The organism is Streptomyces pinistramenti (assembly GCF_020564935.1).
Classification (GTDB): Bacteria; Actinomycetota; Actinomycetes; order Streptomycetales; family Streptomycetaceae; genus Streptomyces; species Streptomyces pinistramenti.
The window spans coordinates 162,513-189,143 of record NZ_JAJCXB010000008.1 but is presented as its reverse complement, the minus strand read 5'-3'; the positions used below and the strand labels follow the sequence as shown (position 1 = coordinate 189,143).

Annotated in this window: 21 protein-coding genes and 1 pseudogene; 16 read left to right on the top strand and 6 right to left on the bottom strand. The window is 70.4% G+C overall.

Annotated features, from left to right (window positions below):
• Nucleotides 1-45: 45 nt before the first annotated feature.
• On the bottom strand, nucleotides 46-1,440 hold the full coding sequence (locus tag LIU39_RS08900; protein ID WP_227046051.1) for a ricin-type beta-trefoil lectin domain protein: 1,395 nt from the start codon (nucleotides 1,438-1,440) through the stop codon (nucleotides 46-48).
• 399 nt (nucleotides 1,441-1,839) lie between these two features.
• On the opposite strand from LIU39_RS08900, the gene LIU39_RS08895 reads away from it, so the two are divergent.
• The 7 genes and pseudogenes from LIU39_RS08895 to LIU39_RS08865 form a co-directional block, all read left to right on the top strand.
• On the top strand, nucleotides 1,840-2,139 hold the full coding sequence (locus LIU39_RS08895) for a WXG100 family type VII secretion target (protein ID WP_227046039.1): 300 nt from the start codon (nucleotides 1,840-1,842) through the stop codon (nucleotides 2,137-2,139).
• A gap of 36 nt (nucleotides 2,140-2,175) precedes the next feature.
• Nucleotides 2,176-6,588, top strand: coding sequence for an FtsK/SpoIIIE domain-containing protein (locus LIU39_RS08890; protein WP_227046038.1), 4,413 nt, complete (start codon nucleotides 2,176-2,178; stop codon nucleotides 6,586-6,588).
• Nucleotides 6,588-6,869: a hypothetical protein gene (locus LIU39_RS08885; protein WP_227046037.1), complete on the top strand. Its 282-nt coding sequence runs from the start codon at nucleotides 6,588-6,590 to the stop codon at nucleotides 6,867-6,869. The genes LIU39_RS08890 and LIU39_RS08885 overlap by 1 nt, the downstream gene beginning before the upstream one ends.
• Nucleotides 6,870-6,899: 30 nt before the next feature.
• Nucleotides 6,900-8,309 carry a hypothetical protein gene (locus LIU39_RS08880; RefSeq protein ID WP_227046036.1) on the top strand — a complete coding sequence of 470 codons (1,410 nt, stop codon included), beginning with the start codon at nucleotides 6,900-6,902 and terminating at the stop codon, nucleotides 8,307-8,309.
• Between the two features lie 24 nt (nucleotides 8,310-8,333).
• On the top strand, nucleotides 8,334-9,062 hold the full coding sequence (locus LIU39_RS08875) for a hypothetical protein (RefSeq protein ID WP_227046035.1): 729 nt from the start codon (nucleotides 8,334-8,336) through the stop codon (nucleotides 9,060-9,062).
• Nucleotides 9,059-9,775, top strand: coding sequence for a hypothetical protein (locus LIU39_RS08870; RefSeq protein WP_227046034.1), 717 nt, complete (start codon nucleotides 9,059-9,061; stop codon nucleotides 9,773-9,775). The genes LIU39_RS08875 and LIU39_RS08870 overlap by 4 nt, the downstream gene beginning before the upstream one ends.
• Nucleotides 9,776-9,799: 24 nt before the next feature.
• Nucleotides 9,800-10,342 (top strand): annotated as a pseudogene (locus LIU39_RS08865) (response regulator transcription factor); the annotation flags it as partial.
• A gap of 26 nt (nucleotides 10,343-10,368) precedes the next feature.
• Here the strand turns inward: LIU39_RS08865 and LIU39_RS08860 are convergent.
• From LIU39_RS08860 to LIU39_RS08850, 3 genes are all read right to left on the bottom strand, one after another.
• Nucleotides 10,369-13,230: an AfsR/SARP family transcriptional regulator gene (locus tag LIU39_RS08860; RefSeq protein ID WP_308409357.1), complete on the bottom strand. Its 2,862-nt coding sequence runs from the start codon at nucleotides 13,228-13,230 to the stop codon at nucleotides 10,369-10,371.
• Between the two features lie 581 nt (nucleotides 13,231-13,811).
• The gene (locus tag LIU39_RS08855) at nucleotides 13,812-14,774 is read right to left on the bottom strand and encodes an NAD(P)H-dependent flavin oxidoreductase (RefSeq protein ID WP_227046032.1); all 963 of its coding nucleotides are present in this window, start codon (nucleotides 14,772-14,774) and stop codon (nucleotides 13,812-13,814) included.
• Between the two features lie 135 nt (nucleotides 14,775-14,909).
• A complete protein-coding gene (locus LIU39_RS08850) occupies nucleotides 14,910-15,938 on the bottom strand; it encodes a zinc-binding alcohol dehydrogenase family protein (protein WP_227046031.1) in 1,029 nt (342 codons plus the stop codon).
• 258 nt (nucleotides 15,939-16,196) lie between these two features.
• Between LIU39_RS08850 and LIU39_RS08845 the strand changes: the two genes are divergently transcribed.
• Nucleotides 16,197-16,829: a CBS domain-containing protein gene (locus LIU39_RS08845; protein WP_227046030.1), complete on the top strand. Its 633-nt coding sequence runs from the start codon at nucleotides 16,197-16,199 to the stop codon at nucleotides 16,827-16,829.
• Between the two features lie 33 nt (nucleotides 16,830-16,862).
• Here LIU39_RS08845 and LIU39_RS08840 read toward each other — a convergent pair whose 3' ends face one another.
• The gene (locus tag LIU39_RS08840; protein ID WP_227046052.1) at nucleotides 16,863-17,075 is read right to left on the bottom strand and encodes a hypothetical protein; all 213 of its coding nucleotides are present in this window, start codon (nucleotides 17,073-17,075) and stop codon (nucleotides 16,863-16,865) included.
• Between the two features lie 245 nt (nucleotides 17,076-17,320).
• Here LIU39_RS08840 and LIU39_RS08835 point away from each other — a divergent pair, with 245 nt between their 5' ends.
• The 6 genes from LIU39_RS08835 (at nucleotide 17,321) to trxB (ending at nucleotide 23,621) form a co-directional block, all read left to right on the top strand.
• The gene (locus LIU39_RS08835) at nucleotides 17,321-18,082 is read left to right on the top strand and encodes a DUF4118 domain-containing protein (protein ID WP_227046029.1); all 762 of its coding nucleotides are present in this window, start codon (nucleotides 17,321-17,323) and stop codon (nucleotides 18,080-18,082) included.
• Nucleotides 18,083-18,555: 473 nt separating this feature from the next.
• Nucleotides 18,556-19,269 carry a phosphoadenylyl-sulfate reductase gene (locus tag LIU39_RS08830; protein WP_227046050.1) on the top strand — a complete coding sequence of 238 codons (714 nt, stop codon included), beginning with the start codon at nucleotides 18,556-18,558 and terminating at the stop codon, nucleotides 19,267-19,269.
• A gap of 26 nt (nucleotides 19,270-19,295) precedes the next feature.
• The gene (gene cysD, locus LIU39_RS08825; protein WP_227046049.1) at nucleotides 19,296-20,189 is read left to right on the top strand and encodes a sulfate adenylyltransferase subunit CysD; all 894 of its coding nucleotides are present in this window, start codon (nucleotides 19,296-19,298) and stop codon (nucleotides 20,187-20,189) included.
• A gap of 1 nt (nucleotide 20,190) precedes the next feature.
• The gene (locus LIU39_RS08820) at nucleotides 20,191-21,552 is read left to right on the top strand and encodes a sulfate adenylyltransferase subunit 1 (RefSeq protein ID WP_227046028.1); all 1,362 of its coding nucleotides are present in this window, start codon (nucleotides 20,191-20,193) and stop codon (nucleotides 21,550-21,552) included.
• Nucleotides 21,549-22,604 (top strand): YeiH family protein, encoded by a 1,056-nt coding sequence (locus tag LIU39_RS08815; RefSeq protein WP_227046027.1) that lies wholly within the window; start codon nucleotides 21,549-21,551, stop codon nucleotides 22,602-22,604. Before LIU39_RS08820 ends, LIU39_RS08815 begins: the two co-directional genes overlap by 4 nt.
• Nucleotides 22,605-22,658: 54 nt before the next feature.
• Nucleotides 22,659-23,621, top strand: coding sequence for a thioredoxin-disulfide reductase (gene trxB, locus LIU39_RS08810; protein ID WP_227046026.1), 963 nt, complete (start codon nucleotides 22,659-22,661; stop codon nucleotides 23,619-23,621).
• A 23-nt stretch (nucleotides 23,622-23,644) separates the two neighbouring features.
• Here trxB and LIU39_RS08805 read toward each other — a convergent pair whose 3' ends face one another.
• Nucleotides 23,645-24,154: a MarR family winged helix-turn-helix transcriptional regulator gene (locus tag LIU39_RS08805; RefSeq protein ID WP_227046025.1), complete on the bottom strand. Its 510-nt coding sequence runs from the start codon at nucleotides 24,152-24,154 to the stop codon at nucleotides 23,645-23,647.
• 471 nt (nucleotides 24,155-24,625) lie between these two features.
• On the opposite strand from LIU39_RS08805, the gene LIU39_RS08800 reads away from it, so the two are divergent.
• Both LIU39_RS08800 and LIU39_RS08795 read left to right on the top strand, forming a co-directional pair.
• Nucleotides 24,626-25,156: a hypothetical protein gene (locus tag LIU39_RS08800; protein ID WP_227046024.1), complete on the top strand. Its 531-nt coding sequence runs from the start codon at nucleotides 24,626-24,628 to the stop codon at nucleotides 25,154-25,156.
• A 491-nt stretch (nucleotides 25,157-25,647) separates the two neighbouring features.
• Nucleotides 25,648-26,628 carry a trypsin-like serine peptidase gene (locus tag LIU39_RS08795; protein ID WP_227046023.1) on the top strand — a complete coding sequence of 327 codons (981 nt, stop codon included), beginning with the start codon at nucleotides 25,648-25,650 and terminating at the stop codon, nucleotides 26,626-26,628.
• Nucleotides 26,629-26,631: the final 3 nt, after the last annotated feature.

The window sequence follows — 26,631 nt, the reverse complement described above, 5'->3', positions numbered from 1 at the left end:
GTCGAACGGCCCGGCGCTCCGGGGATGGCAGGAGAAACCGGTCTCCTACTTGCGCTGGAAGGTCTCCGCGCCGTCCTTGCCGCAGGGATACAGCTGGACACGCCCGTTGACATTCTTCAGGCACTTGTTGGCCTGGGTCGAGTAGACGGTGCCGTCGCGCAGGGAGAACTGCTGGGCCGGGTTCCCGCTGCAGTTCGCGACCTGGACGGTCGTGCCGGTGGTGGTGGCGCCCGCAGCGCCGTCCATGCACAGGCCCTTGCTGCGGATGGTGCCGTCCTCGGAGACCTTCCACTGCTGGTTGGCGTCGCTTCCGCAGGGCGCGAGGGTCAGGGGTGTGCCGTCGGTCCCGGCGCCGGCGCTGAGGCACGTGTTCGTGGCGGTGTTCAGCAGGGGGGAGCCGTCGGCGTTCGGGGGAGCGGGAGGGTTCGGAGAGGCGGGAGAGTCCGGAGCGGTGGGCGCGTTCGAGGTGGCGGGGGACGTGGGAACAGTGGTTTGGCCGGGGCCGGATGAGGCGGGTCCGGCCGAGGTCGAGGCCGAAGGCCCGAAGAGTCCGCCACCCAGGGTCAGGACCAGGACGGCGGCCACGACGCAGGCGGCGGCCACGGCCGAGACGATGATGGTGGTGCGGCGGCGCGTGGACGGCGGGTTGGGGTCCGGCTTCTCTTGGCCGGGACGGCCGACGGAGCCGGCGGCCGGCCGGGGGGCCGGGGTGACCGTGACGTCCTTGACGTCGTCCGCGAGGGGCGGGGTGTTCAGCGCCGGGTTCAGCGGGTGATGCACGGGCTCGGGCAGCAGCCGGGTGTCGATCAGACCCCTGGAGTCGATGGTGAACCGCCACCGCGGGCGGTCGCCCCGGCCCAGGACCACCACCGACCATGGCGTCTTCGGATGGTCCGCCAGGTAGTGGACGCGTTCGCGGTCCCGGCCGCCGGGCATGCTCGCCAGGATCAGCACCCCGCCGGTCGGCTGGGCCAGCGCCGACGCGGCGTCGGCCAGGTTCTGTACCTCGGTCGTCCCGATGGGATCCGCGGTGCCGGGCTTGAAACCGACCCGGACCACCTGGACACCCCGCGACCACGGGTTGGTGGTCAGCTCGCGGGTCCAGTCCTGGACGAGCCCCCTGGCGCGTCGGCTGTCGCCCTCCAGGGCGATGATCCCGCCCGACTTGCCGAGGTTGAGCAGAGCGAAACCGTTGCTGATATTGCCGATGGAGACCAGCTGCGGGTACGGCTCCGGCAGTGACTCCGTGACCTCCGCGGTCTGTACCCAGCGCAGCTGCGCATACCAGGCACGGGCGTCGTGATCGGCGGTCCAGCCCGCCGGGGGCCGCTCGTCGGGAGTCTTGAGGAGGAACCACACGGTGTCGGTTCCGACGATGACCGCGTGGGCCACCGGGACCTCCCGGTTCTCCCGTGCGCAGGCGGTGGCCATGACGCGCATCACGCGGTCGACCGTCCACAGGCCGTGATCGGCGTGCAGGCCACCCGCCCCAGGGTCAGGTTTCCGCCTACCGAACAACCGGGTAAGCCAGTTGCCGGGGCGAGTACCTCGATCGGCGGGTCGGCTGGGCTGTGTCACCTTCAACTCCTCGACTGTGGCCTGCCAAACGGCGACCGGTTTCGCGCGGTTTCGCGGGCGTGGAAGGAACGTTGGCCGCCCGGAGCGGGCGTGTCAACGCTGGGCAGGGGGTGAGCTTGGGCCCTTGGGCCCACCGCCGCCCCGGAGTTGTGGACCCGCAGTGAGTCCGTTCCTAGCATCGACAGCGTCCGTGCCGGGGAGTTCCGGCGAGTGCCGATGTGCCGGATGACGGCCAAGGCGACAGCAGAAGGGATGTCTCTCATGGCGAACATGAACGTGACGTACGGCGAGATGCAGGACAGCGCGACCCGTATGCGCAACAACAAGGCTGACATCGACAGCAAGCTCAGTGAGTGCAAGAGCATCGTCGACGACCTGACCGCCAGCGGCTTCGTCACCGACCAGGCATCCGGCAAGTTCGACGAGGTGCACACCGAGTTCGTGACCTCGGCGAACCAGGCCATGGAGACCCTGGACCAGCTGTCGCAGTGGCTCGACAAGGCGGTCAGCGCGATGCAGGACATGGACACCCAGCTGTCCGGCTCCCTGAACAAGAAGTAACGCAAGTAGTCGGCCGGCAGCTAGAAGGGTGCAGCCATGCCCATGATGATCACCATCGCCCGGCACCCGGACGTGTCGGCCGACATGGTCGTGGACGCCGATCCCGCCACCGTCGTGCGCGATGTCGTGTGGAAGCTGCTGGCCAGCGTCGATGCCGTGGAGAGTGGGCAGCCGGGGGGTGCGGGCATGCCGGAGATCTACCTCGGCGAGCAGCTGCTCGACCTCGACCAGCCCCTCTCGCACAGCGGAATCCACGACGGCAGCGTCCTCTGGCTGGACCGGCCGGGCAAGGCCGCGAGAAAGCGGACCGGGCTGGTGACCGTCCGGGCGGTTGCGGGTACGGGAGCGGGGCAGGTCTGGCACCTGGATGCCGGCGAGCATCTGATCGGGTCCGGCAGCAACTGCCGTGTCAGGGTGGGACGTGACCAGCCGGCCGTGGTCGCCGTGATCCGGGTGTTCCTGGATGCGTCGGTGCACGTCTGCGCGTCGGCCGGAGCCCCCCTCCTGGACCGTGCCCCGCTGCCCGAGTACGAGGTCCGCTGGGAGCCCCGCGACCAACTCCGCTGCGGGGACACCCTCTTGGAGACGCAGCCGGTGCAGCGACCGGACGCCATCATCGACCCCTCTCCGGACGGCGAGTACCTGGACTACAACCGTCCGCCCAGGCTGCTCCCGCCGACCAAGCGCACGGCCTTCCGCCTTCCCGCCGAGCCCAAGGCTCCGACGCCGAGCGCGCTGCCGTGGCTGGCGGCCTCTCTGCCCGCGGTCTTCGGCGGAGTGATCGCGCTGGTTTCGAGCAATCCGATGTTCCTGCTCATGGCCGGGATGTCACCGGTGATGATGATCGGGAACTGGATCTCCGGACGGCGCCAAGGCCGCGTCGGCCACCGCCGGAAGCTGGCCGAATACCAGGCCAAACTGGCCGAGACCGAGCAGGATATCGCCGTTGCGCTGGACCACGAGCGCTTGGACCGCCGCGCCGCCAGTCCCGATCCCGGCGAGCTGCTGGCCATCGCGACCGGCCCGCGCGCCCGGCTCTGGGAACGCCGCCGTGTCGACCCCGACCACCTCCTGGTCCGGGTCGGCATCGCCGACCTGCCCACCGAGATCGTGGTGGAGGAGGAAGGCGAAGGCAGTCGGCGTCAGCGCGACCTGCGGGCCGCGCCGGACGTTCCGGCCGCCTTCTCCATCGCGCACGCGGGTGTCGTCGGCGTCGCCGGGATCGAGGAGTGGCCGCGGCAGACGGCCCGCTGGCTGGTCGGGCAGCTGGCGGTGCTGCAGAGCCCGCGCGATGTGCAGCTGTACGTCCTGACCGATCCGGCGGGCGAGCGGCTGTGGGAGTGGGCGGCCTGGCTGCCGCACACCCGGCCGCAGTTGGGACAGCAGGCCCTGGCGCTGGTGGGTGCGGACGCGCAGACCCTCAGCCACCGGGTCGCCGAGCTGATCGAGCTGATCAACATCCGGAAGCAGGAGCGGCTCAACGTCGGTTCCGGGGTGGTACTGACCGACCCGGACGTCGTCGTGGTGATGGACGGCGCCAGGCGGCTGCGGGCGCTGCCGGGAGTGGTGACGATCCTGCGCGAGGGCCCGGCCGTCGGCGTCTACAGCATCTGCGTGGACACCGACGAGCGGACCCTTCCGGAGGAGTGCGCCACCGTCGTCGTCGGCGGCGCGGGTCAGCCGGCGAGCCTGCGGCAGCAGCGCGCCGACCAGATCGACGGCATCCTCGCTGACGAGGTCGTGGACAGCTGGTACGAGGCCACCGGGCGCCGGCTCGCACCGCTGCGGGACGTCAGCAAGAACCAGGGCGAGGCCGCGCTGCCGGCGACTGCACGCCTGTTGGAGACCATCGGTCTTGAGAACCCTGAAGCCGCTGCCGTGGCCGCCCGTTGGCGTGCCTCGGGCCGCAGCACCAAGGCCGTCGTCGGCTACTCGCTCGACGGTCCGTTCTCCCTCGACCTGGTCAGCCACGGCCCGCACGGCTTGGTGGCGGGCACCACGGGCTCCGGCAAGTCGGAATTCCTCCAGACCTTGGTGGGGTCGCTGGCCGTGGCCAACCGCCCGGACGCCATGACGTTCGTGCTGATCGACTACAAGGGCGGCGCCGCCTTCAAGGAGTGCGTCCACCTGCCGCACACCGTGGGTCTGGTGACGGACCTCGACCCCCACCTCGTCGAACGCGCCCTGACCTCGCTCGGCGCCGAACTGACCCACCGCGAGCGTCTTCTCGCCGCCGCGGGCGCCAAGGACTTGGAGGACTACCTCGATTACGCGAGCCGCCGGCCAGGACTCGCGCCGATCCCGCGCCTGCTCATCGTCATCGACGAGTTCGCCTCCATGGCACGTGAACTGCCGGACTTCGTCACCGGCCTGGTGAACGTCGCTCAGCGCGGCCGTTCGCTGGGGATCCATTTGATCCTGGCGACACAGCGGCCCTCCGGTGTGGTCTCCGCGGAGATCCGCGCCAACACCAACCTGCGGATCGCTCTGCGGGTGACCGACGCGGGGGAGAGCACCGATGTCATCGACGACCGCGAGGCCGCGAACATCTCCGCTTCTACCCCCGGGCGGGCCTACGCCCGCCTCGGGCACAGCTCGCTGATCCCCTTCCAGACCGGCCGGGTGGGAGGCCGTCGCCCGTCGGCGAACCGGGCGGACGCGGTGGTTGCGCCGTTCCTTCAGCCGATTTCCTGGCTGGACCTGGGACTGCCCGCACCGCAGCGACCGCGCGTCGCCGGGGAGACCGACGAGGCGACCGACCTCTCGGTGCTGGTCAAGTCGGTCCGCCAGGCAGGTGAGTTGCTGGGCATCGCTCCGCAGCGCCGCCCGTGGCTCCCGCCGCTGCCGCTGTCCCCGGTGGTCGAGCTGGCGGCGGAACCGGTCAGCGGCTCCGGTGAGGACCCCGCGTTCTCCTGGGCGCTCCAGGATCTGCCGACGCAGCAGCGGCAGGAGCCGACGACGGTGGACATGGCCACCTTCGGGCACCTGCACATCATCGGTGCCCCGCGCTCGGGCCGATCGGCGGCACTGCGCACCTTCGCCGCCGCCGCGGCCAGCGCCTCCAGCGTGACCGATCTGCATCTGTACGGGCTCGACTGCGGCAATGGCGCGCTGCTTTCCCTGACGCGGCTGCCGCACTGCGGCGCGGTGGTGCAGCGCTCGGAGACCGACCGCGCGGTGCGGTTGCTCACGCGGCTGCACGACGAGGTGCAGCGGCGCCAGCGGGTGCTCGGCGAGTCCGGGTTCGCCGATCTGGCCGAGCAGCGGGCGGCCAGGCCGGCCGCCGAACGGCTGCCGCACATCGTGCTGTTGCTGGACCGCTGGGAGGGGTTCATGGGCACCCTCGGCGAGTACGACGGCGGGACGCTGACCGAACTGATCCAGACCCTCCACCGCGAAGGCAGCAGCGCGGGGGTGCACCTGGTCATCGCCGGCGACCGGATGCTGCTGAGCGGCCGGATGGCGTCGCTGTGCGAGGACAAGCTCATCCTGCGGCTCTCGGACCGCACGGACGCCAGCCTGGCCGGGCTCAACCCGCGCAAGATCCCGGAGAACCTGCCGCCGGGCCGTGGCTATCGCGCGGTCAACGGGATCGAGACGCAGGTCGCCCTGGTGTCGGCAGATCCGGCGGGTCCGGCGCAGGTCGCCGCGGTGCACGCGCTGGCGGACCGGCTGATCGAACGGGAGGCCGCGGTCCCGAAGTCGGCCCGGCCGAACCGCATTGCGGTGCTGCCGACCGAGCTGTCGTTCGACCAGGCTTGGGAGTTGGTCGAGGCGCCGGACCGGATGTGGGCGCTGGTGGGTGTGGCAGGCGACGACATCGAGCCGGTCGGTGCCGACCTCCATGGTGACCAGCCGACCTTCCTGGTCGCAGGACCGTCCCGCTCCGGGCGCAGCACAGCGCTGGGTGTGATGACGGAATCGCTGCTGCGCGGCGGAACCGAAGTGGTGATCGGGGCACCGATGAACTCCCCGCTGCGCGGCTTCGCCGGCCGGCCCGGTGTCCGCGGAGTCATCACCGATGAGCAGCCCACCGAGGCGCAGTTCGCCGAACTGCTCGACCCGGGCGACGGCCCGGTGGTGCTCGTGGTCGACGACGCCGAGGTATGGCGTGACCTGCCGTGTCGTGACTGGCTGAAGACCTTCGTCCGTAAGGCGTCCGGCAGTGGGCGGGGCGTGATCATCGGCGGGGACGTCGCCACGGTGGGAGTGGGCTTCTCCGGCTGGCAGTCGGAGATCAAGAAGAACCGCCGAGGCGTCCTGCTGTCGCCGCCCAACCTGGGTGACGGGGACCTGGTGGGGGTCAGGCTCTCCCGCTCGCAGGTGGCCGCCAAGGTCGTACCGGGCGCCGGCCTGCTGCATCTGGGCAGCGGCAGCCTGATGACCACGCAGATTCCGAAGGCAGCGGCTCGTCCCGCGCCGGTCGCCGACAACCGTAGGGAGCAGTGATGGCAGACCTCGTGGTGAAGGACCTCCAGGGCCTGGTCAGCGACCTCAATGAGCTCATCAGCCAGTTCGAGGGGGCACTCGACTTCCAGAACGACGACAAGGGGCTCTGGGGCCAGCTCAACGCCAATCTCTCGATGGGCGACTTCGCGGACAACTGGACCAGCCACCGCAACGACATGGTCGACGAAATGAAGAAGTTCCGCGACAAGGTGGACAAGCTCGACAAGGCGTGGACAGACGGGGACCAGCAGTTGCTGGACACGTTCAAGAAGGACGGCTGAGGCGGGGCAGGGAAGGGCTGAGGAGAACCGATGTCTATCAGGAAACTCGACTGGTCGCCGCTGGACTTGCACGCGGACCCCATTCACGCCGACCCCGATGAGGTACACGCGGCGCAGAAGCGCTACCAGCACATCTCCACCACCATCGACGACGCCGTCGCCAAGCTGGAAAAGGTCGTCGGCAGCGGCAGCGACGACCTCGTCGGCCAGTACGTACAGGGCCTCAAGAAAGATGCGGGCTCGATCAAGGACAGCCTGAGCAAGGCCGCCGTCCGCTACCACGACGTCGCGTCCGAGATCGGGAAGTACGAACCGGATCTGGAACGCGGTCTGAGCGAGACCGCCGCCGCCCGCACCGACGCCGAGGAAGCCAAGGGCGACCTCACCAAGGCCAAGGCCATGCCGGACCCGGAGAAGGACAAGGACGGCGAGACCTCTTCCGAGGAGAAGGAGAAGGGCACCGCCAAGGACAAGGCCACCTCGGGCGCCGAAGACAAGATGACAGCGGCGAAGGACCGGCTTCACAACGCGGTCGACGCGCTCAACGTGGCCGGCAAGCGCTTCGGTGACGCGGTCAACTGCAACAAGTACGAAGACGGTCTGACCGACTCCACAAAGGACAGGATCGACCTCGTGCTGAAGAAGATCGGCACGATCTTCGGCTGGATCGGCCTGGCCCTCGGCGTCCTCGCCATCCTGATCCCAGGGGTGAACCTTCTCGTCTTTGCCGGAGTCGCGGCGGGTGTGGTCTCACTCGTCGCCAGCAGCGTGCTCTACGCGCACGGCAAAGGCAGCCTCGCCGACGTCATCATCGGGGCCGTCGGACTCGGCCTCGCCGGACTCGGCGGCATCGCCTCGATCGCGAGCAAGGGGATCTCCAACGCCGCCAAGATCGCCGCAGGATTCGGCGGCCGGGGCCCCCGTGGGATCGGCGGCGGAAACAACATTCAGATGATCCCGCTCGGGCCCGGGGGCCGCGCGGTGCCGAACTTCTCCAGGCCGTTCGGTCCGAACAACCCGTTCCGGCCCGTTCCGAAGCCGTTGCCGGGCAACGCGGCCACGAACTGGAAGAACATGTCGGAATGGTTCAACAACCCGGCCACCAACTGGCTGCTCGGCAAGGGCGGCTTCGTCACCCCCGAGTCCGGGTTCTGGAGGTCCTTCGTGTCCCAGGGCAAGGACGTCGGCAAGTTCTGGGGCGGACTGCTGAACGGTCCGGGGAAATTCGGCAAGGACTTCTTCTTCAACTTCACCGGTCTCCAGGGCGCCCGTGATCTGTCCGCCATCGTGCAGGCGGCCAACCTCGGGAAGATCTCGCCGCTCTGGTACGTCTGGGGCGGCACGAACGCCGCATTCGGCCTCGGCGGACTGATCTACACCGGCGGACGCCTCCAGGAATGGATCCCCGACGTCAACCCGCCCGATGTGGTCGCTACCTGATGAGTGGGAGAAACGAGAGAAACGATGAGTGAGAAACTCTCGGCGCTGGCCCACGTTCCCTGGCACTGGGAATGGGTGCCCGAAGTCCAGCCCGACGCGGCGGATGACGACCCCTGGACCGCGCGCATGGTGGAACTCTTCACGGAGTGGACGGCCGAAGGGCTGGCTTCCGCCCGGCAGTCCTGGCCGGCGGAGGCCGAGGCGGAGTTCCCGCTCACCGGGGAAGCGGTGGGGCACGGCGTCGCCGGATGGCTGCGTGAGCGCGCGGCGCAGCTGCCCGCATGGTCGCGGCTCGCGTGGGGCGCGGCGTTCCTGGACGGCGAGCCGCGCTGGGCGCCGGTTCCGGTCGTCGTGGAGTTCCGTCGGCCCGATGCCGAGGACCCGAACTACCTCCTGGAGCTGATGGGCGCCGGCGGCGTCGAAGGCGACACCCGCCCGCCCGCGGTGGACTACGTGACCACCCTGAGCGGTGACGGGTTCCGGCTCTTCGCCCTGGGACGGACGTCCGACGGCGCGGCCTACGGGCGGGTCGGGGCGGCACTGCGTCTCGACGTCCCACAGGGCGGTGACACAGCGGACATCGGCGTGGACGTACTGATGACGACGCTGGTGTTCGAGATGGGGCTGATGGGCGTGATCGGTTCGGGAATGGAGCAGTTGATGCAGCAGATCGCCGAGGAGAGCGTGGCACCGCCCGGCGGCGGCCAGGCCCGGCTCGGCTTCTTCGCACCGCAGGGCGAGGTGCAGTCGTGATCGACTTCGAACTCGTCCTGCCCGACGGCTGGGTGCAGATCCCCACCACACCGGACACGACCAAGCTGCGCGGCCGGGTCATCGACGAGCTGATCCGCCACCACCTGCCCGACTCGCTGCCACGCGACAAAGCAGGCCCCTTCCGCCGCATGCTCCGCAAGGAGCTGGTCACGGCGACCGATGAGGCCGCACGGCAGGGCGCCCGCTCGGTGCTGATGCCGCTGCAGGAGTTCAACGGGGTCAAGCTGCCGGGGTCCTTGGTGGTCACCGTCATCGAAGGCGGCGACGAGGACGAGGACCCGGAAGCCCTGTTGGCATCCATCCTCGCCGACGCGGGGGACGACGGGAGCTACCTGGAGGTCGGTGAGGCACCTGCGGTGCGCCTGGCCACCGTCGTGGACAGCAGCCGGGCCGGACGCAAGGCGCCGTCCTGGCGGGTTTCGTACTACGTGTCCAATCCGGACGCGCCCGGGGTGTGGGGACTGCTGACCTACACCGTTCTTTCCGACGGCGACGTCGAGGCCGAGCCGGTCCAGGCCGTCGTGCTGCTCTTCGACATGATCGTGTCGACGCTGCGCTGGTCGAACCGGATCGACACCCCGACCGAGGACGAAGTCCTCGCGCAGCTCGACGATTTGGTCCCCCCGGCGGATGCGGAATCACCGGCCGGGGAATCCGGTGACCCGCATGAGGCGGGCATGAAGAGAACATGAAGCCGGCCCCGGCACGCTGAGGGCATGAGAGCCGTTGCCCCCTCCTCCCTCCTGCCGAACAGCACCGACCGGGTCCGCATCGCCATAGTCAGCCCGGACATCCTGGCCCGGATCAGGCAGGTGTTCGCCGACAAGAACCTCGACGTGGAAATCGTCCGGATGCCCTACGTCGAGGTCGCCGTACGGCCAGCGACCGGCACACCGGCCACCGGTCGGCCCGTACTGGAGGCCGTGCCGGACCGGTGGACGGGCGGCGGCTCCCGCCCCGGCCTGCCGACGGCTCGTCGGCTGTGCGCGGAGTACCGGCTGAACGTGGTCGGCCAGGCCGGAGAGCCGGACACGACGGCCGACCTGCCGGCCCGGCACGAGGACGCCCCGGACCCGGAGGTACCGGACGAGGCCGGCCCCGCGGCGTCCGCCCTCTCCCGGCGCCAGCACGAGGTGATGGCCCTGGTCTCCCGCGGGGCGCGCAATGCCGAGATCGCCGAGCGGCTGCGCCTCAGCGAGAAGACCGTGAAGAACCACATCAACCGCATCTTCCGGCAGTTGGGCGCGAACAGCCGGGTCGAAGCGGTGCTGTTGTGGCAACGCGATCAGCGCAACGGGCTGACACCGCCCAGCGCCGTACAGCGGATCGGCGACGCGGGGTGCGCGTCGACGGCGTCCAGAGAGTCCAGAAGGCCGGTGACGGCGGCGGCCTCCGCCGCGCCCAACTCCGCCACTTTCTCCCGTGCTTGGTCCGCCAGATCCTCGGCCGACCGCTGGGACTCCTCCGGCCACGGGATCCTGGCCAGACCGGACAGGGCCAACGCCTCGTGATAGCGATCACCGTTGGCGGAGCACAGGGACAGCGCGTCCTGGAAACACCGCCTGGCCGCCTCGGTGTCCCCGAGCCCGTGCTCCGCCAGGCCCAGGTTGATCAGAAGGTTCGCCTCCAGCAGCGCGTTACGGCAGCGTCGAGCCGCTGCGAGGCCGGGAATGCCGTAGCGCAGCGATTTCGCGAACTCGCCGCGCTCGGCGTGCAGGCCGCAGAGGACGTCGAGGCAGCCGGACTGGTGATACGCGGAACCGGTGCGGTAGGCCAGCGCCAACGCCCGCTCGGCGTACCGAAAGGCCGCCGGGTAGTCCTCGGCCTCCCGCAGCGTGGAGGCCAGGTTGCCGAGCAGACTGGTGCGCAGGACGTCGTCGCCCAGCTCATCGGCGAGACGCAGCCCGCGCTCCAACTGCTCCAGGGCGGCGGCGTTTTGTCCCACCCGTGAGTGGGCCACGCCCAGGTGGTTGAGGAGGACCGCCTCGCCCCGCCGGTTCCCGATCAGCTCGGCGCTGCGCAGACCGATCCGCAGCGTTTCGGCCCAGTCCCCGGCCTGCCCGGCCACGTGGAAGTAGTCGAAAAGGAGGTAGGCCAACTGCCAGGCCGCGTCGTGGCAGCCGATCCGCTGAGCCGTGCGCACGAGCGGGCCGAGGTTCTCCCACTCCCGCGCGCACCAGGTCACCAGCTCCTGCTGGTCCGCGAACCGCGGCGGCTCCTCGCCCACTGCCTCCGCATCGACGGTGAACGGGAGGGGAAGCTCGTCGGCGGTGTGGTGGCACGACAGCGTCTGCACGTACCAGCGCAGCGCCCGCTCCAGCGACCGGCGCCGCGACGCGGCCGGCTCCCCGCCCCGGCTCACCTCCTCCGCGTAGATCCGGGTGAGGTCGTGCATCACATAGCGGTCGCCGGTGGCCTCCACCAGATGATGGGCGGCCAGGCTCCGCAGCGCGTTCGTCGCGGCCGACGGCGGGACGTCCAGCAGCGCGGCGGCCGTTTCCCGCCGGATGCTCCCTCCTGGGAAAAGCCCGAGGATGCGGAAGGCGTGGGCGGTTTCGGTGGGGAGCTTGGCGTAGGAGCAGGAGAGCACTCCGCGCACGGAGGCCAGCTCGTCGCCGGGGATTTCCAGCGTGTCGAGCCGGCGCCACACGTCCGCCAGGTCGGCCACCAGGTCGGCGATCCGCGGTGACGGACCCGCGGACACCTGCTCGGCGACGATGCGCAGCGCCAGCGGCAGATGGCCGCACAGCTCCGCGAGGCGGTGGGCCGCCGTCGGTTCCGCGCCGACCCGCGCCCCGCCGATCGCGTCGGAGAGGAGTTCCAGGGACTCCCCGGCGCTGAACGGAGACAGCGTGACCCGGCGTGCGGAGTGCCGGACCGCGAGACCACCCAGCCGATTCCGGCTGGTGACGATGGTGAAGGACGGCCCACCGCCGGGCAGGAGGCCGTCCAACTGGTCGGCGGACTCGGCGTTGTCGAACATGATGAGCAGCCGCTTGTCCCGGGCGAGGCTGCGCCACAGCGCAACGCGCGCCTCCTCCGCCGCGGGGATTGCCCCGGCGCCGATCGAGGTGAGCAGATGGTGGAGGACGTCCGCCGGCGCGCTGGCCGGGCGTTTGGGGTCGAAGCCCCTTAAGTTCACGTACAGCTGGCCGTCCGGATAGGCATCGGCCAGTTGATGGCCGCAGTGCACGGCGAGTGCGGTCTTGCCGACGCCGCCGACCCCGACGATCATCACGATGTGCGAAGCCCCGGGCGACGGCGTGCGCGCTGCGTCCAGCACCTGCCGCACCGATTCGGTCCGGCCCGCGAACCTGCCCACGCCCTGCGGCAGTTGGGCCGGCCGGACAAGTCCGGAGGCCGTCGGCGCCGACGTGCTCGGAGGGTCGACGAGCATCGACTCGTACAGTGTCCGGAGCTTTGCCGACGGATCGATCCCCAGATCATCGGCGAGTCGTTTGCGTAGATGGTGGTAGTGGGCGAGCGCGTCGGCGGTGCGGCCACTCCGGCTGAGAGCCGTCATCAACAGGGCGCTCAACCGCTCGTGGTACGGATTTTCCAGGACCTGCCGCCGCAACTGGTCGGCCACCAGCATGGGTTGACCGAGATCCAGCAGCGACTCGGCCCGCTCCAGCAGCAGACTCAGCCGCAGCTCAGACACCCATACTCGGTGCTCGGCGGCGAGCGGACCGGGAAGTCCGCTGAGCGCGGAGCCCGGGTGCCAATGGTTCAGCGCCCGGTCGTAGGCGCTGACCGCTGCGGCCGGGTCCTGCTCCGCCCGATTGCCGCGAGCCTGCGCCGCCAGCCGTTCCACCACGGCGATATCCAGTCGCGCGGGGTCGAGGCGGAGCGCGTAGCCGCGATCGGAGCTGGTCAGGGGAAGTGACGGATCGTCGAGTACGGCCAGCGCCCGGCGAAGACCGGACACGTAGGTGTGGAGGCTGCCGACAGCGGTGGCCGGCGGCGACTCGCCCCAGAGACCGTCGATCAACTCGTCCCGCGATACCACCTTGCCGGTCCGCAGCGCGAGGATGGCGAACGTCGCGCGCTGCTTCGGGGGGCCGAGGGCCAGCTCCCGGTCTCCGGCGTACGCGCGAAGCGGTCCGAGCGTCTCGACCCGCAGGTGATCGCCGCGCGACACCAACATGGGGACCTCCAGAGGGAACAGCACCGTGCCCGTCCACCGCCGGGTGGGCACGCCGCGAGCGCCGCGCGGTTGATGGGGGTCCGGTCAGTCTCCGGTCTCCACACCCCAATGTTCAAGGCAGGTCGAGGGCAACCGGGCACACTCGGATATCAGAAACCGCCTCGCGGGCATATAAGAAGGCCGTGTTGAGAAGACCCGGCCGGTGTCGGTTCGTCACCTCGGCACCTCGCCCTTGGTCTCCTCGATGAGGAAGGGGCACTCATCCCGTGCAGGCAACTCGTGGCCCTGTTGGCGAACCACCGTGCCCGGACGGGGACTTCGGGGGCGCTCCGTCTGAAGAATGGCAGGTGAATGCCCGTCTCCGCAGCTTCACTGCCCACCGCCGTCCGTCCTCCCGGCCGGGCGGGTCGGTCATGACGGAGGAACTTCGACTCACGTCCCCGCCACGAACACGGTCACCAATCGGGCACGCAGGAAGCAGATTCGGGCCGCTGCGGAACGGCCCGGTCCGTCCCCGCACGGGGGCCACCGATGAGGGGCACGCCGAAAGCTGTGCCGGCCGCATCCGGCGGGTGTTGCGGTCAGTGCCTTCCCGCTCGGGTCAGGGCGTCCTCGGCCTGCGTGGCCAGGGCGGCGACGAGGTCGGCAGCCGGTGGCCGGTCGGTGATGAGGTCGACCGCTTCGCCGGCCCAGACCGGTTCCGGCGGCACCTCGCCCCGTGCCACGTCGTCCTGGTAGGCCCGCTGGGCCCGGTCGTCGGCGGCGAGTTCCGCTTCCCGGCCCCGCCATTGGTCAAGGTAGCGATGGCCCAGGGTGCGTGCGGTGTACTTGGCGGGCCACCGGGAGCTGCGGGCGATGTCCAGGACGCGGTTGCGCTCGGTGTCCTGACCGCGCCCCTCGACGATCGCGGTGGCGATCGACGGGTGGACCAGGGCTTCGGCTGTGGCCTGGAAGCGGGTACCGATGACCGCCCCCGCGGCACCCAGGGCCAGGGCCGCGGCCACCCCGCGGCCGTCGGCGATGCCACCGGCCGCCAGCACCGGAACGGGCGCCGCGAGGTCCACCACGACCGGCACGAACGGCAAGGTGGACCGCCCGTGCCGGGCGCCGTGCCCACCGCTCTCGGTCCCCTGCGCCACGATGATGTCGGCGCCCAGGTCCACCGCCTGCCCGGCCTCCTCCAGGTCGGTGACCTGAATGATCAGTACGGCGCCCGCCCGGCGGACGCGCTCGGTGAAGGGGCTCGGATCCCCGAAGGACAGCATCACCGCCCGGGGCCCGTACTCCAGCGCCCGCTCGACCGCGCCGGCATCGATCGCCCAGCTCTGGAAGCCAACACCCCAGGGATTCACGGTCTCTTGCGCCACGATGGGCAGTTCGCGGGCCATCCACTCCGGATCCCCGTTCCCGGCCCCGAGCATCCCGAGCCCGCCGCCGCGTGAGACGGCCGCCGCCAGCGCACCACCGGCCGAACCCCCCATCGGCGCCAGCACGATCGGATGCCGCACACCGAACAACTTCGTGAACTCCGTCGACAAGGCCATAACCGCCATCATGACGCCCGTCGGCACGCAGGAACATACCGCTGGCACGAACGCGCTTCCTGCCCTCGCGCCTCTGCGTCCTCCTCGCGAATGTCACTGAAATGCCACCGAGTTGGCGGACTCAGGGCCGGCGGGTCATCCGGGCACGAGCACGGCGGCGCCGTTGATCCGGCCGGCGGCCAGGTCCCGCAGAGCCTGGTCGGCGCGACTCAACGGATACGGGCTGACGGTGACCCGGATGCCGATCCGCGCGGCCGTGTCCAGGAAGTCGCGGCCGTCCTGCCGCGTGTTGGAGGTGACGCTGCACAGGTTCCGCTCCTCGAAGAGGTGGCGCCGGTAATTGAGTGCGGGGATGTCGGTGAGGTGGATGCCCGCGACGGCGAGCGTTCCCGAGCGGTCCAGCGCCTCCAGGGCGACCGGCACCAGCTCACCTACCGGTGCGAACAGGATCGCCGAATCCAGCGGTTCGGGAGGGCGGTCGCAGGCGTCCCCCACGGAGGAGGCACCGAGGCCGACGGCGAGTTCACGGGCGCGTGCCGAACGGGTCAGCACGTGCACGGTGGCGCCTTCGGCCAGGGCGACCTGCGCTGCCAGATGGGCCGAGGCCCCGAAGCCGTAGATCCCGAGCCGGCCGTTGGGGGGCAGGGCGCTACGACGCAGCGCCCGGTAGCCGATGATCCCGGCACACAGCAGTGGTGCCAGCAGTGTGGCGTCCTGGTCGTCCGGGAGCGCGTAGGCGTAGTCCGCCGGGACGAGGGTGGCGTCGGCGAAACCGCCGTCCGCGTCCCAGCCGGTGTAGCGGGAGGCCGGGCAGAGGTTTTCACGACCGGTCCGGCAGTAGCGGCAGTTGCCGCAGGTGCCGCGCAGCCAGGCTCCACCGGCTCGGTCACCGACCCGGAACCGGGTGACGGATTCGCCGACGGCGGCCACGCGGCCGACGATCTCATGGCCGGGAACGGTCGACGGCCGGTGCGGGCGCAGGTCGCCTTCGGCCAGGTGCAGGTCCGTGCGGCAGACGCCGCACGCCTCCACCCGCAGCAACAGCTCGCCAGGACCCGGCACGGGCACAGCACGCCGCACGGACGCCGGCGGACTGTCCGCGATCGGACCAGGACTGTGAACAGCCCACCCGGTCAGTACCTTCGGAGCCGGCGCGCCCACCATGCTTCCAGCCTGTCGCCGTCCGCAGGGACAGGCAAACGCTCACCGCACCACAGGCCGCAGCCGAACGCCGTGGATCCACCGGCAGGCCTGCGGTTCCCGCCCGTGCGGGGCAGGCTGGTGAGTACGGGGCGCGCACGTCGGCGGGTGGCACGGATCGCCGTGGCTGACCGGCACCGCGCTCGTGCGGAGGCGTGCCGCGACCGTGGTGAGCACGTCCGGAGGAACTGACCCGATGCTCCTGGAAGGAACTGGCCGGCGATGAGGCATCGCAGCGTGGCCGATCTGATGACGCCCGACGCGGTGGTCGTCCAGCGCGGCACCACGTTCAAGGAGATCATGCGCCTGCTCGACGAATACGGCATCAGCGCCGTGCCCGTCCTCGATGACGACGGGCGGACCGTGGGTGTGGTGTCCGAAGCGGATCTGCTGCGCAGGCAGACCACGAAGGAAGGGTCCAGCACCGCCGCGGCGATCATGTCGAGCCCTGCCGTGGTGGCCCGCCCCGAGTGGAGCGCGGTACGGGCGGCAAGAACGATGGAGGAAAAGAGGATCAAGCGTCTTCCCGTGATCGATGACTCCGGCCGCCTCATCGGCGTGATCAGCCGCCGTGACCTCTTGCAGCTGTTCCTGCGGCGTGACCGGGCGATCCAGGAGGAGATCGTGGAGGACATCCTGACGTGCACCCTCGGGCTGTCACCCGCCGCGCTGACGGTCCAGGTGGCCGAAGGCACGGTGACTCTCAGCGGCACCGTCGAGCGCAGGAGCCTCGTACCCGTCGTCCTGCGGCTGTGTGAAAGCGTCGACGGCGTCGTGGAGGTGATCGACCGGCTCGCCTTCGAGCGCGATGACACGCCTCACGAAGCGACGGAAGAGGGCGGCCACCGGGGCTGACGTGATGGGGGAGCGGATCGGTGGCGGAACCCGTCACTGTCCTGGTGACGGCCGGAGTGTCAGCGTGGCCTCCGGCTCGGCGGCGCCGCACGAGCGGAAGCCGCGGCAGATCCGGTCGAGGAGTGCCCGCAGCCACCGGGAGTCCTCGTACGAGGCGTGCCGCGTCCCGGACGTACCTCTCCCGCAGCGCCGGGTCACCGGGATGCGGGAGAATCCGGTCGACGCCGCGGCCGAGCATGACGTCACCGCACAGGAACACCGCGACCACGTCACTGCCCCCTCCCAGGCCAGGACCGTCTGTCCGGGGTTCGCATCGCCGTGTGTGCTGTCGCGCTGTCCGGCGCGGTGGCAGTCGGTGCGCCGGGCAGCCCGGCATACGCCCGCCGAGGTCGGGGCCGTTACCCGCGACACCCGCCAGGGATGCGTTAAAGCTTCCGCCGGCCGTCCCCGCAGCGCGCCTGGCCCGCTACACCTGAAGACAGGGGTGCACCATGCCTCACTACTTCACCCGGGGCCCGCTCGCGATCCTCGCGGCGCTGGCGGCCCCGCTTGCCGTCTGCGCGGTTCTCCTGCCTTTCCGCAGCGACCTCGCCAACACTCACGTCGCCCTGGTCCTGGTCGTGGTGGTCGTCGCGGCGGCCGTCCTCGGACACCGACTGGCCGGGGCACTCTCGGCCGCCTCCGCCGCCCTGTGGTTCGACTTCTTCTTCACGCGGCCCTACGAGCACTTCTCGATCACCAAGTCGGCCGACGTCGTGACCGCCGTCCTGCTCCTCGTCGTCGGTCTGGTGGTCTCCCAGTTGGCCGCCCGCACCCGCAGGCTCCAGGTGGTGGCCATCACCGACGCCGACTACCTCGCCCAGATCCACCAGACCGCCGGAATCGCCGGGTCCGCCACCTCTCCCGCCACCGTGATCGACACGGTGCGCGCGCAGCTCGTCGGCCTGCTCCGCCTGCGTGGCTGCCGCTTCGAGTACGGAATGCTGCTGGGGCACCCGGCACGCCTGGAACCGGACGGCTCCGTCGTCCAGGGGCGCAGGATCCGGGACGTGGACCGGCTCGGGCTGCCGGACGAAGAGGTCGAACTGCGGGTGTTCAGCCACGGTCACTTCTACGGCCGTTTCATGCTCGACCCGGCCCCGGGGGCACTCGTCTCTCTGGAGGCCCGGCTCGTCGCGGTGACCTTGGCGGGGGCGGCCGGTGCCGCGCTGGACACCGCGCAGGGTCCGCGCACGCAGGCGGAATCCGGCTGACGGCGGCACGGGGCCGCTGGGCGACCGCATCAATTCGAGGGGAATCGTCCACGTGCCGTTCAAGGACGCGGGGGCAGTTCGAGTACGAGCACTCTGTGGAATGGCCGCGGGGGGCGATGAGGGACGGAAGCCCAATGTGGCCCCATTGGTGTTACGCATGGGAATTCGTGCCGGCGGGGCCGGCTGCAAAAGATTTGGCCTGAGGATAGCTATTCGTGCCCTACTCTGCGGTATCTTTCGAAATATCTCGGCCAAGGTGGCTGGATGGTTTTCCATTACCTTCGTCAAGAGAGGCCGGGATGGGGTGTTCTTGCCGGACTCTTGACGGTTGTTCAGTGGATCGACGCGTACAGTGAATTTCGGTAGGCGAATCTTTCGTACTCCGAAGTTGTTGTGACGTGTTCCATGTATGTGTGCGCGGTTCGCACGTATTTCCCGTGGGTGAGTCGCGACGGAAAGAAGGGGTGACCGTGATGAATGCGGAGAGCAGTCAGGTCGGTGACATGGTCGACATGGCTCAACGTCATTATTCGCAGGCGCCTGCACATGAGGTTCTGGAATGGGTGGACGCGACCTTTGGCGGGCGCTGGACCGTTGCGTCGAGCATGCAGGACGCCGTGCTGATCGACCTGGCGGCCCAGGTGAAACCCGACGTCGATGTCGTCTTCCTGGAAACCGGCTATCACTTCGCCGAGACGCTCGGGACCAGGGATGCGGTGGAAGCCGTCTATCCGCGGGTACGGATCCGCAGCGTGCGGCCGGAGTTCTCGGTGGCGGAACAGGACGCGGCCGAGGGGGAGCGCCTGTACGAGCGGGCCCCTGACCGGTGTTGTCACCTGCGGAAAGTTCTCCCGCTGCGCTCGGCGCTCGTGGGGTACGACGCCTGGGTGACCGGGTTGAGGCGCGTCGACGGTCCCGGCCGGGCGGATACGCCTGTCGTGGAATGGGATGAACGTCATGGGCTGGTGAAGGTCAATCCGATCGCCGCCTGGAGCGATGAAGAGTTGCAGCGGTACATCGACGAGCGCGGCATTCTCGTCAATCCGTTGATGGGCGAGGGCTATACGTCCATCGGCTGCGCCCCGTGCACCGTGAAGCCGCTGCCCGGCGCGGATCTCCGCAGCGGGCGCTGGGCCGGCCTGAACAAGACGGAATGCGGCCTGCACGGCGGAAAGGGAAAGGTGTGAGTGTGCACACGCAGGACGAGTATCCGATGGTTCGGTCGGCGCTGGATGCGCTCGAATCCGAAGCCATTCACATTTTCCGCGAAGTCGATGGAGAATTCGACCGGCCGGCGATTCTGTTCTCCGGAGGGAAGGACTCCACGGTTCTGGTGCATCTGGCGGCCAAGGCTTTCGCACCCGCACCGGTCCCGTTCCCTTTGCTCCACGTGGACACCGGGCACAATTTCCCCGAAGTCCTCGAATTCCGCGACGCGTTGGCGCGTCGGATGAACCTGCGCGTGGTGGTGGCCCGGGTGCAGGACTGGATCGAGGACGGCAGGCTGACCGAGCGTGCCGACGGGCTGCGCAACCCGCTCCAGACCGTTCCGTTGCTGGAGACGATCACCGCCTGGCGGTTCGACGCGCTCTTCGGCGGCGGCCGGCGTGACGAGGAGCGCGCCCGTGCCAAGGAGCGGATCTTCAGCCTCCGCAACGCGTTCGGCCAGTGGGAGCCCTCGCGTCAGCGTCCCGAGCTGTGGAATCTGTACAACGGACGCCACCAGCCGGGCGAGCACGTACGGGTCTTCCCGCTCTCCAACTGGGCGGAGCTGGACGTCTGGCGCTACATCGAGCGTGAGGGCATCGAGCTGCCGTCCCTCTACTACGCCCACCGCCGCGAGGTGTTCCTCCGGGACGGCATGTGGCTGGCGCCCGGCCCCTGGGGCGGCCCCCGCGACGGCGAGACCAGCCGGCTCGCGACCGTGCGCTACCGCACCGTGGGAGACGCCAGCTGCACCGGGGCCGTGGAGTCCCGAGCCGCCGACGTCACCGCCGTCATCGACGAGGTCGCGGCCAGCCGCCTGACCGAACGCGGCGCCACCCGCGCCGACGACCAGCTCAGCGAAGCCGCCATGGAAGACCGCAAGCGCGAGGGGTATTTCTAAGATGCATCCGGACCGAACCACCCACGCACCCACTCCCGCCACCACCCGCTCCCCGCGGCCCGTCCAGGACGGCGGCCTGCTGCGGCTGGTCACCGCGGGCAGCGTCGACGACGGAAAGTCGACGCTGGTCGGGCGCCTGCTGTACGACACCAAGTCGGTCCTGGCCGACCAGCTCGACGCCGTCCGCCAGGCCAGCATCGACCGCGGGATGGCCACCCCGGACCTGTCACTGCTGGTGGACGGGCTGCGCTCGGAACGCGAGCAGGGCATCACCATCGACGTCGCCTACCGCTACTTCTCCACCCCGCGCCGCAGTTTCGTCCTGGCCGACACCCCTGGGCACGTCCAGTACACCCGTAATACGGTCACCGGCGCCTCCACCGCGCAGCTCGGGCTGCTTCTCGTGGACGCCCGCAAGGGTGTCGTCGCACAGACCCGCCGTCACCTGGCCGTCCTCGCGCTGCTGGGCGTGCGTCATCTGACCCTGGCCGTCAACAAGATCGACCTTGTCGGCTACGACGAAGCCGTGTTCACCGCCGTCGCCGAGGAATTCACGGCCCGCGCCCAGGCCCTGGGATACCCGGCCGCACGCCTGCACGCCCTGCCCGTATCGGCCCTGACCGGTGACAACGTCGCCGGCCTCTCGCACCGCACCCCCTGGTACCAAGGCCCGTCCCTGCTGGCCCACTTGGAGACCGTCCCGGTCGAATCCGGCCTGCACCGGGCGCCGTTCAGGTTCCCCGTGCAGGGCGTCATCCGGCCCCGCACCGCGCAACACCGCGACTACCGTGGCTACTGCGGCCGGATCGGCTCCGGCAGCGTCAGCACGGGCGACGAGGTCACCGTCTGCCCCGGAGGCCACGGCACCCGCATCGCCCGCATCGACACCCCCGAAGGACCCGTCCGCACGGCGCGGGCAGGGCAGAGCGTCACGCTGCTGCTCGACGACGAACTCGGGGTGGAGCGCGGCGACCTGATCGCCTCCGACCCGCTTCCGTGGCCGGTGACCACCTTCGACGCCACGGTCTGCTGGCTGGCAGAGGCGCCTCTGTTCGCCGGATCCCGCCTGCTCATCAAGCACGGCACACGGACGACGCAGGCCGTCGTCACCGACCTGCCGTCCCTCTTCGACGAGCAGAACCTCACCGTCGTCCCCGGCCCGGAGTGCCTGAGCCTCAACGACATCGGCCATATCGCCGTGCGCACCGCCACCCCGCTGCCCGTGGACAACTACGCGGCGATCCCCGCCACCGGCTCCTTCATCCTCATCGACCCGCGCGACGGGCAGACGATGGCCGCCGGGCTCGTCGGCACCCCCTATGCCGGTGACCGGCCCAACGGACAACAGGGCACCGCGCCGTGACCGAGGCCCCGGCGGCGACCTCGCCCGGCGCTCAGCTCCGTCGCCCACTGGCTGACGGCCGGCACAAACTGCCCGGCCTCGCGCTGGCTGTCGTGGTCGCCGCCGTCGCGTCCGCGGCCGGCCGTCTCGTCCCTTCGGTCAGTCCCGCCGCCATCGGTCTGCTGCTCGGCGCCGCTCTGGCCGCCGTGCGCCCGCCCGGCGCACGGTGGCGGCCGGGCCTGTCGCTAGCGGGCAGTCGCTGCCTGCGACTGGCCGTGGTCGCCTTCGGAACCGGACTGGACCTCAGACAGACCCTTCGCGTCAGCGCGGGCGCCCTGCCGTTCATCGCCCTCGTACTCGGCTTCACCCTGCTGTGCGCTCTGGTGCTGGGGCGGGTGCTGAAGGTCGGCGGCAACCTGCGCATCCTGATCGCGGTGGGCACGGGGATCTGCGGGACCTCTGCCATCGCCGCGATCACGCCGGTGATCGCGGCGACCGAGGCCGAGATCGCGTACGCGGTCGGCTCCATCGTCGCCTTCAACACCCTCGCCGTCATACTCTTCCCCGCACTCGCCCACCTGGCAGCGCTGTCCCAGCACTCCTTCGGCCTGTGGTGCGGCACCGCCATCCACGACACCTCGTCCGTCCTGGCCGCCGCCTACAGCTTCGGCCCGTCGGCAGGAGCGACCAGCCTCGTCGTCAAACTCACCCGCACCCTGGCCATCATCCCGATCTCCTGCACGCTGGCCGCCGCGGGCAACCGCAGGTCCGGCCGCCCGGCGCCGGGCGAAGCCGCCACCTCGCGGGCAGTGTCCTGGCGGCGGATGCTGCCCCTCTTCCTGCTCGGCTTCCTCGCCGCGGTCGCCGTCAACACCGCAGGTTGGCTGCCCGCCTCCTGGCACCCCTTCCTGTCCGGCGCCGGCACCTACCTCGCCACGACCGCGCTGAGCGCCATCGGCCTGTCCCTGCGCATCGCCGACATCCGTGCCGCAGGCCCCCGCCCCCTGCTCCTCGCCGGGCTGGTGTGGGCCGGTGTCGCCGTAGTGGCCTTCGCGTTGCTCCCGCTGGCCTGAGCACCCACCCGTCGCCCTCATCCACCCGCGGCCCACCGCAACCGAGGACCCGCCATGGAACACGCCACCGCCCCGCCCCACAACGTCATCGTCATCGGCTCAGGACCGGCCGGATACACCGCCGCCCTCTACGCCGCCCGCGCCCGCCTGAACCCCGTGGTCTTCGAAGGCACCCAAGCCGGCGGCGCGCTGATGACCACCACCGACGTGGCGAACTACCCGGGCTTCCCCGAAGGCATCACAGGCCCCGCCCTGATGCAGGACATCCGGGCCCAGGCCGTCCGCTTCGGCGCCCATATGCGCCCCGAGGACGCCGACCGGCTCGACCTGGACGGCGCCGTCAAAACCGTCTCGGCGGAAGGAACCCCGCACCGGTCCCACACCGTCATCCTCGCCATGGGAGCCGCCCCGCGCCGCCTTCACGTCCCGGGCGAGGAACGGCTGTCAGGGCGCGGGGTGTCCACCTGCGCCACCTGTGACGGCGCGTTTTTCCGTGACCGTGACATCGCCGTGGCCGGCGGCGGCGACAGCGCCATGGAGGAAGCCGTCTTCCTCACCCGCTTCGCCCGCACCGTCACGGCCATCCACCGCGGAGCCGACTTCCGCGCCTCCTCCATCATGCTGGAACGCGCCCGCGCCCACCCCAAGATCCGCTGGCTCACCCACCGAACCGTCACGGAAGTGCTCGGCGAACACTCCGTCACCGGCCTGAGACTGCGCCACACCACGACCGGACGGGAGACGACGAAGCCGTTCACCGGCCTGTTCACCGCCATCGGCCACCTCCCCCGCAGCGCACTGGTCACCGGCCTGATCGACACCGACGACCACGGCTACGTCCGCGTCCACCGACCCGGAACCCACACCACCCGCGACGGGGTGTTCGCCGCGGGCGACCTCGTCGACCACACCTACCGACAGGCGATCACCGCAGCGGCCTCCGGCTGCGCCGCCGCCCTCGACACCGAACGCCGGCTCGCCCGCCGGGTGCCGTTGACCCACCGAGCACCCAACTGAACGGCACCGCCTTGCGCAGGCCGCTACACCCGTGGAGATTCCGCGCCCTCGCCGCCGCTCAAGCTCTCCGCCATGCGCAACAGCGCAGGCAGCGCCGCGCGAACGGCCGCGCGGTCGGCGGCACCCAGGCCCGCGAGAGCGTCTTCCAGGCGGCGCTCGTGGGCCCTTGTCCAGGCAGCGAGTTGGGAATGCCCGGCGGAGGTGAGGGTGACGACGGAGGCCCTGCGGTCGGCCTGATCGACTCCCCGCACCACCAGCCCGGCATTGATCAGCTGACCGATCAGCCCGCTGACCGTACTGGCAGCCAGACGCTGACGGGACGCCAGATCACTGACCCGGCACGGGGAGTGCTCCGCGAGAACCTGAAGCAGTTCCACCTGCGCCATGGGCAGTTGCTCCCACGGATAGTCGGTCCGGATCGAGGCACGCAGGGCACGGCGCAGGCGGGTCACGGCCTCGGTCAGCAGACGGGCGTCCGGAACACCGCCTTCAGGGGAGGACGCGGCGGGTTCGGATCGGGGCTGCGACGGCATGACACCACAGTAGCCCGGCGGAAGAGGCTCTCCGCAGCCCGAAGGATTCGGTGCCCTATGCGCTCTCGGGCGGGTCATCCTGGCCCTTCACGGACTCTGCGACAGGGACGCGTCGGCGCCGCGCGCGGTGACCTCCTCCTCGGCCACGGCGAGGACCTACGCGTAGTTGCGCTGGGCATCCGCGCGCCCGCGGTCGGGCATGGCGTCATCTCCGGGTTCATCAACTGCCGCCCACTGCCACGGGCTCTCGTGGCAGGGCCGGCGTACGGCTTCCCACGACGTCAGCCTCCGCCGCACCGGCCCCGTCGGTCAGCCACCGGTGGCTGACCGACAGCACGTCGCTTAGCGTGAGCTGCACTGTGGTTCCGCACGTCTTCGGTGTCGGGGCTGAAGAAGACTGCGGGGTGAGCCGTCGATCCGGTCACCTCATGGTTCCTGTCGGCCGCGGCGGCCCGTGAGGGAGAAGGAATCATGGACATCCGCCGGAGGCTGCACACCTGGGTCGTGCGCGCCCGTCGCAGGGCGATCCGGCCGCAGGTACTGTTCGGCGGCGTCTACGGTGCCGTGCTGGCCAGCTCGATGGTGGCCGCCCTGAACCAGAGCGGCGAGACCTCCCAGGCCAGGCATTGGCACAACGCTGCCTGGCTCCTGGTCACGGCGCTCGCCTCCGCCCTCGCCCACGGATACGCACATCACATCGCCGAACGAGGCGAGGACGTGCACCACGGCGCCCTTGCCGCCGTGAGCGCCGTTGTCGACGAGTGGCCTCTGCTCGCCGCGACCGCGCCTTCCTTCGTCATGCTCCTCGGCGCGGGACTGGGCTGGTGGCCGTCCCAGGACATCGAGTACGTGGCGCTGGCTTTCAATACGCTCCTGCTCTTCTTCTGGGGGCTGGCGGCGGGCCGAGCGGGCGGGCGCACCTGGCCCGCCGCACTGAGGACCGGTACCGCCGATGCGTTCCTGGGTGTCCTGGTCATCGTGGCCAACGCCCTTATCAAATAGGGGGTATTGGCCTACGGCCCCGGGCGTACGGGCGGCTGAGGGTATCGGGGCTCCCTGGCACAAAGCCTCGTCGAGCCGGACCAACTCGTCCCCGAAGCACTGGCCACCGCCTACCTTCCGCTGGTGCTGGAAGCGGTCTCCGAGACGTCATGAGACGGCCGCGGCAGTCAGGCCGTACGGGGGCCGGAGGCAGGAGGAGCCAGGGGCGCCGCACTCCGGATGGCTTCCAGCGAGAGGTGCCGAGCAGCAGAGATCCCTGACGAGCGAGGCTTTGCCACCGAGGGGGACCGGCCCGTGGCATCGTCCGCCGCTGTATCGCCACCGGGCGAGCGCGATGTCGGCGGCGCGGTGGAAAGCGACAGCAGGCCCGTCGGTGAGATCAGCACCGGCGTCCTCGGTGTCCCAACGCTCCGGCCGTGACGGGTACTTCTGTCCGCAATGGCGCTGCCTCTATGGTGAGCCGTCGCTTGTGCCCGCCTGGAGGGGGACTGATGGTGCGTAGGACCAGGATCATCCGATACGCCGCTGCGTGTGCGGCAGCCCTGCTGCTCTCCGCCGGGCTTTCCCCGTCCGCTTCGGCCGACGGTGGCCCGGCCGGTCCGGATCCGGCCGCCGTCCGGCTCAACGCCTACTGGACCCCGTCCCGGATGACGGCCGCCCTTCCTGGCGACACCGGCAAAGGGGCCGAGGCCGGGGCGATGGCCCGCGCCGTCCCGCCCGCGGTGGACGGCCCTCAGCCGGGCGAGCGCATCCCGCCCAGCAGGAGCTTTGACGGTATTCCCCAGGCCGGCACCTTCTTCTGGACCGACGCCGCCGGCAGCGGGCGTACGTGCAGCGGTTCCGTGGTGCGCAGCCCCGGCCGCGCTCTGGTGCTCGGCGCCGGACACTGTCTGAAGGGCTACTCCGGCACTTCTCCCCAGCGCAACCTTGGCTTCGTGCCCCAGTACCACGACGGGCTCAAGCCGTTCGGCATCTTCCCGGTCGAGGACAACGGCGTCTACGTCCCCCAGCGGTACTACGACCTGGGCGAACATGCGGGGGCCGCGTACGACTTCGCCTTCGCGGTCACCGAAGCCAACCAGGACGGGATGCCGGTCCAGGATGCCGTCGGCGGGGTGCAGTTGCTCACCGGGACGGGGTACTTTCACGTCCCGGTACGGATGATCGGGTATCCGGCGGGGGCGGACAAGCCGCTGGAATGCTGGAGCTGGACCACCAAGTGGGGCAGCGATGACCCGGCCGACCCGGGTACCTTCCCGCGCATCGCCTGTGACGCCTTCGTGGGCGGGACCAGCGGCGGGCCGATGCTGGTGCCGTGGCCCGGCGGCTGGGCGGTGATCGGGGTCATCGGCGGCTACCACACCGGCGGCAATACCTCCCAGGTCTCCTACAGCGCCTACTTCGGCGCCGCAACCCGAGCCCTCTACCGAGCCGCGATCACCGGTACCCCGCCTGCGGGCCCGGCTTCTTGAGCC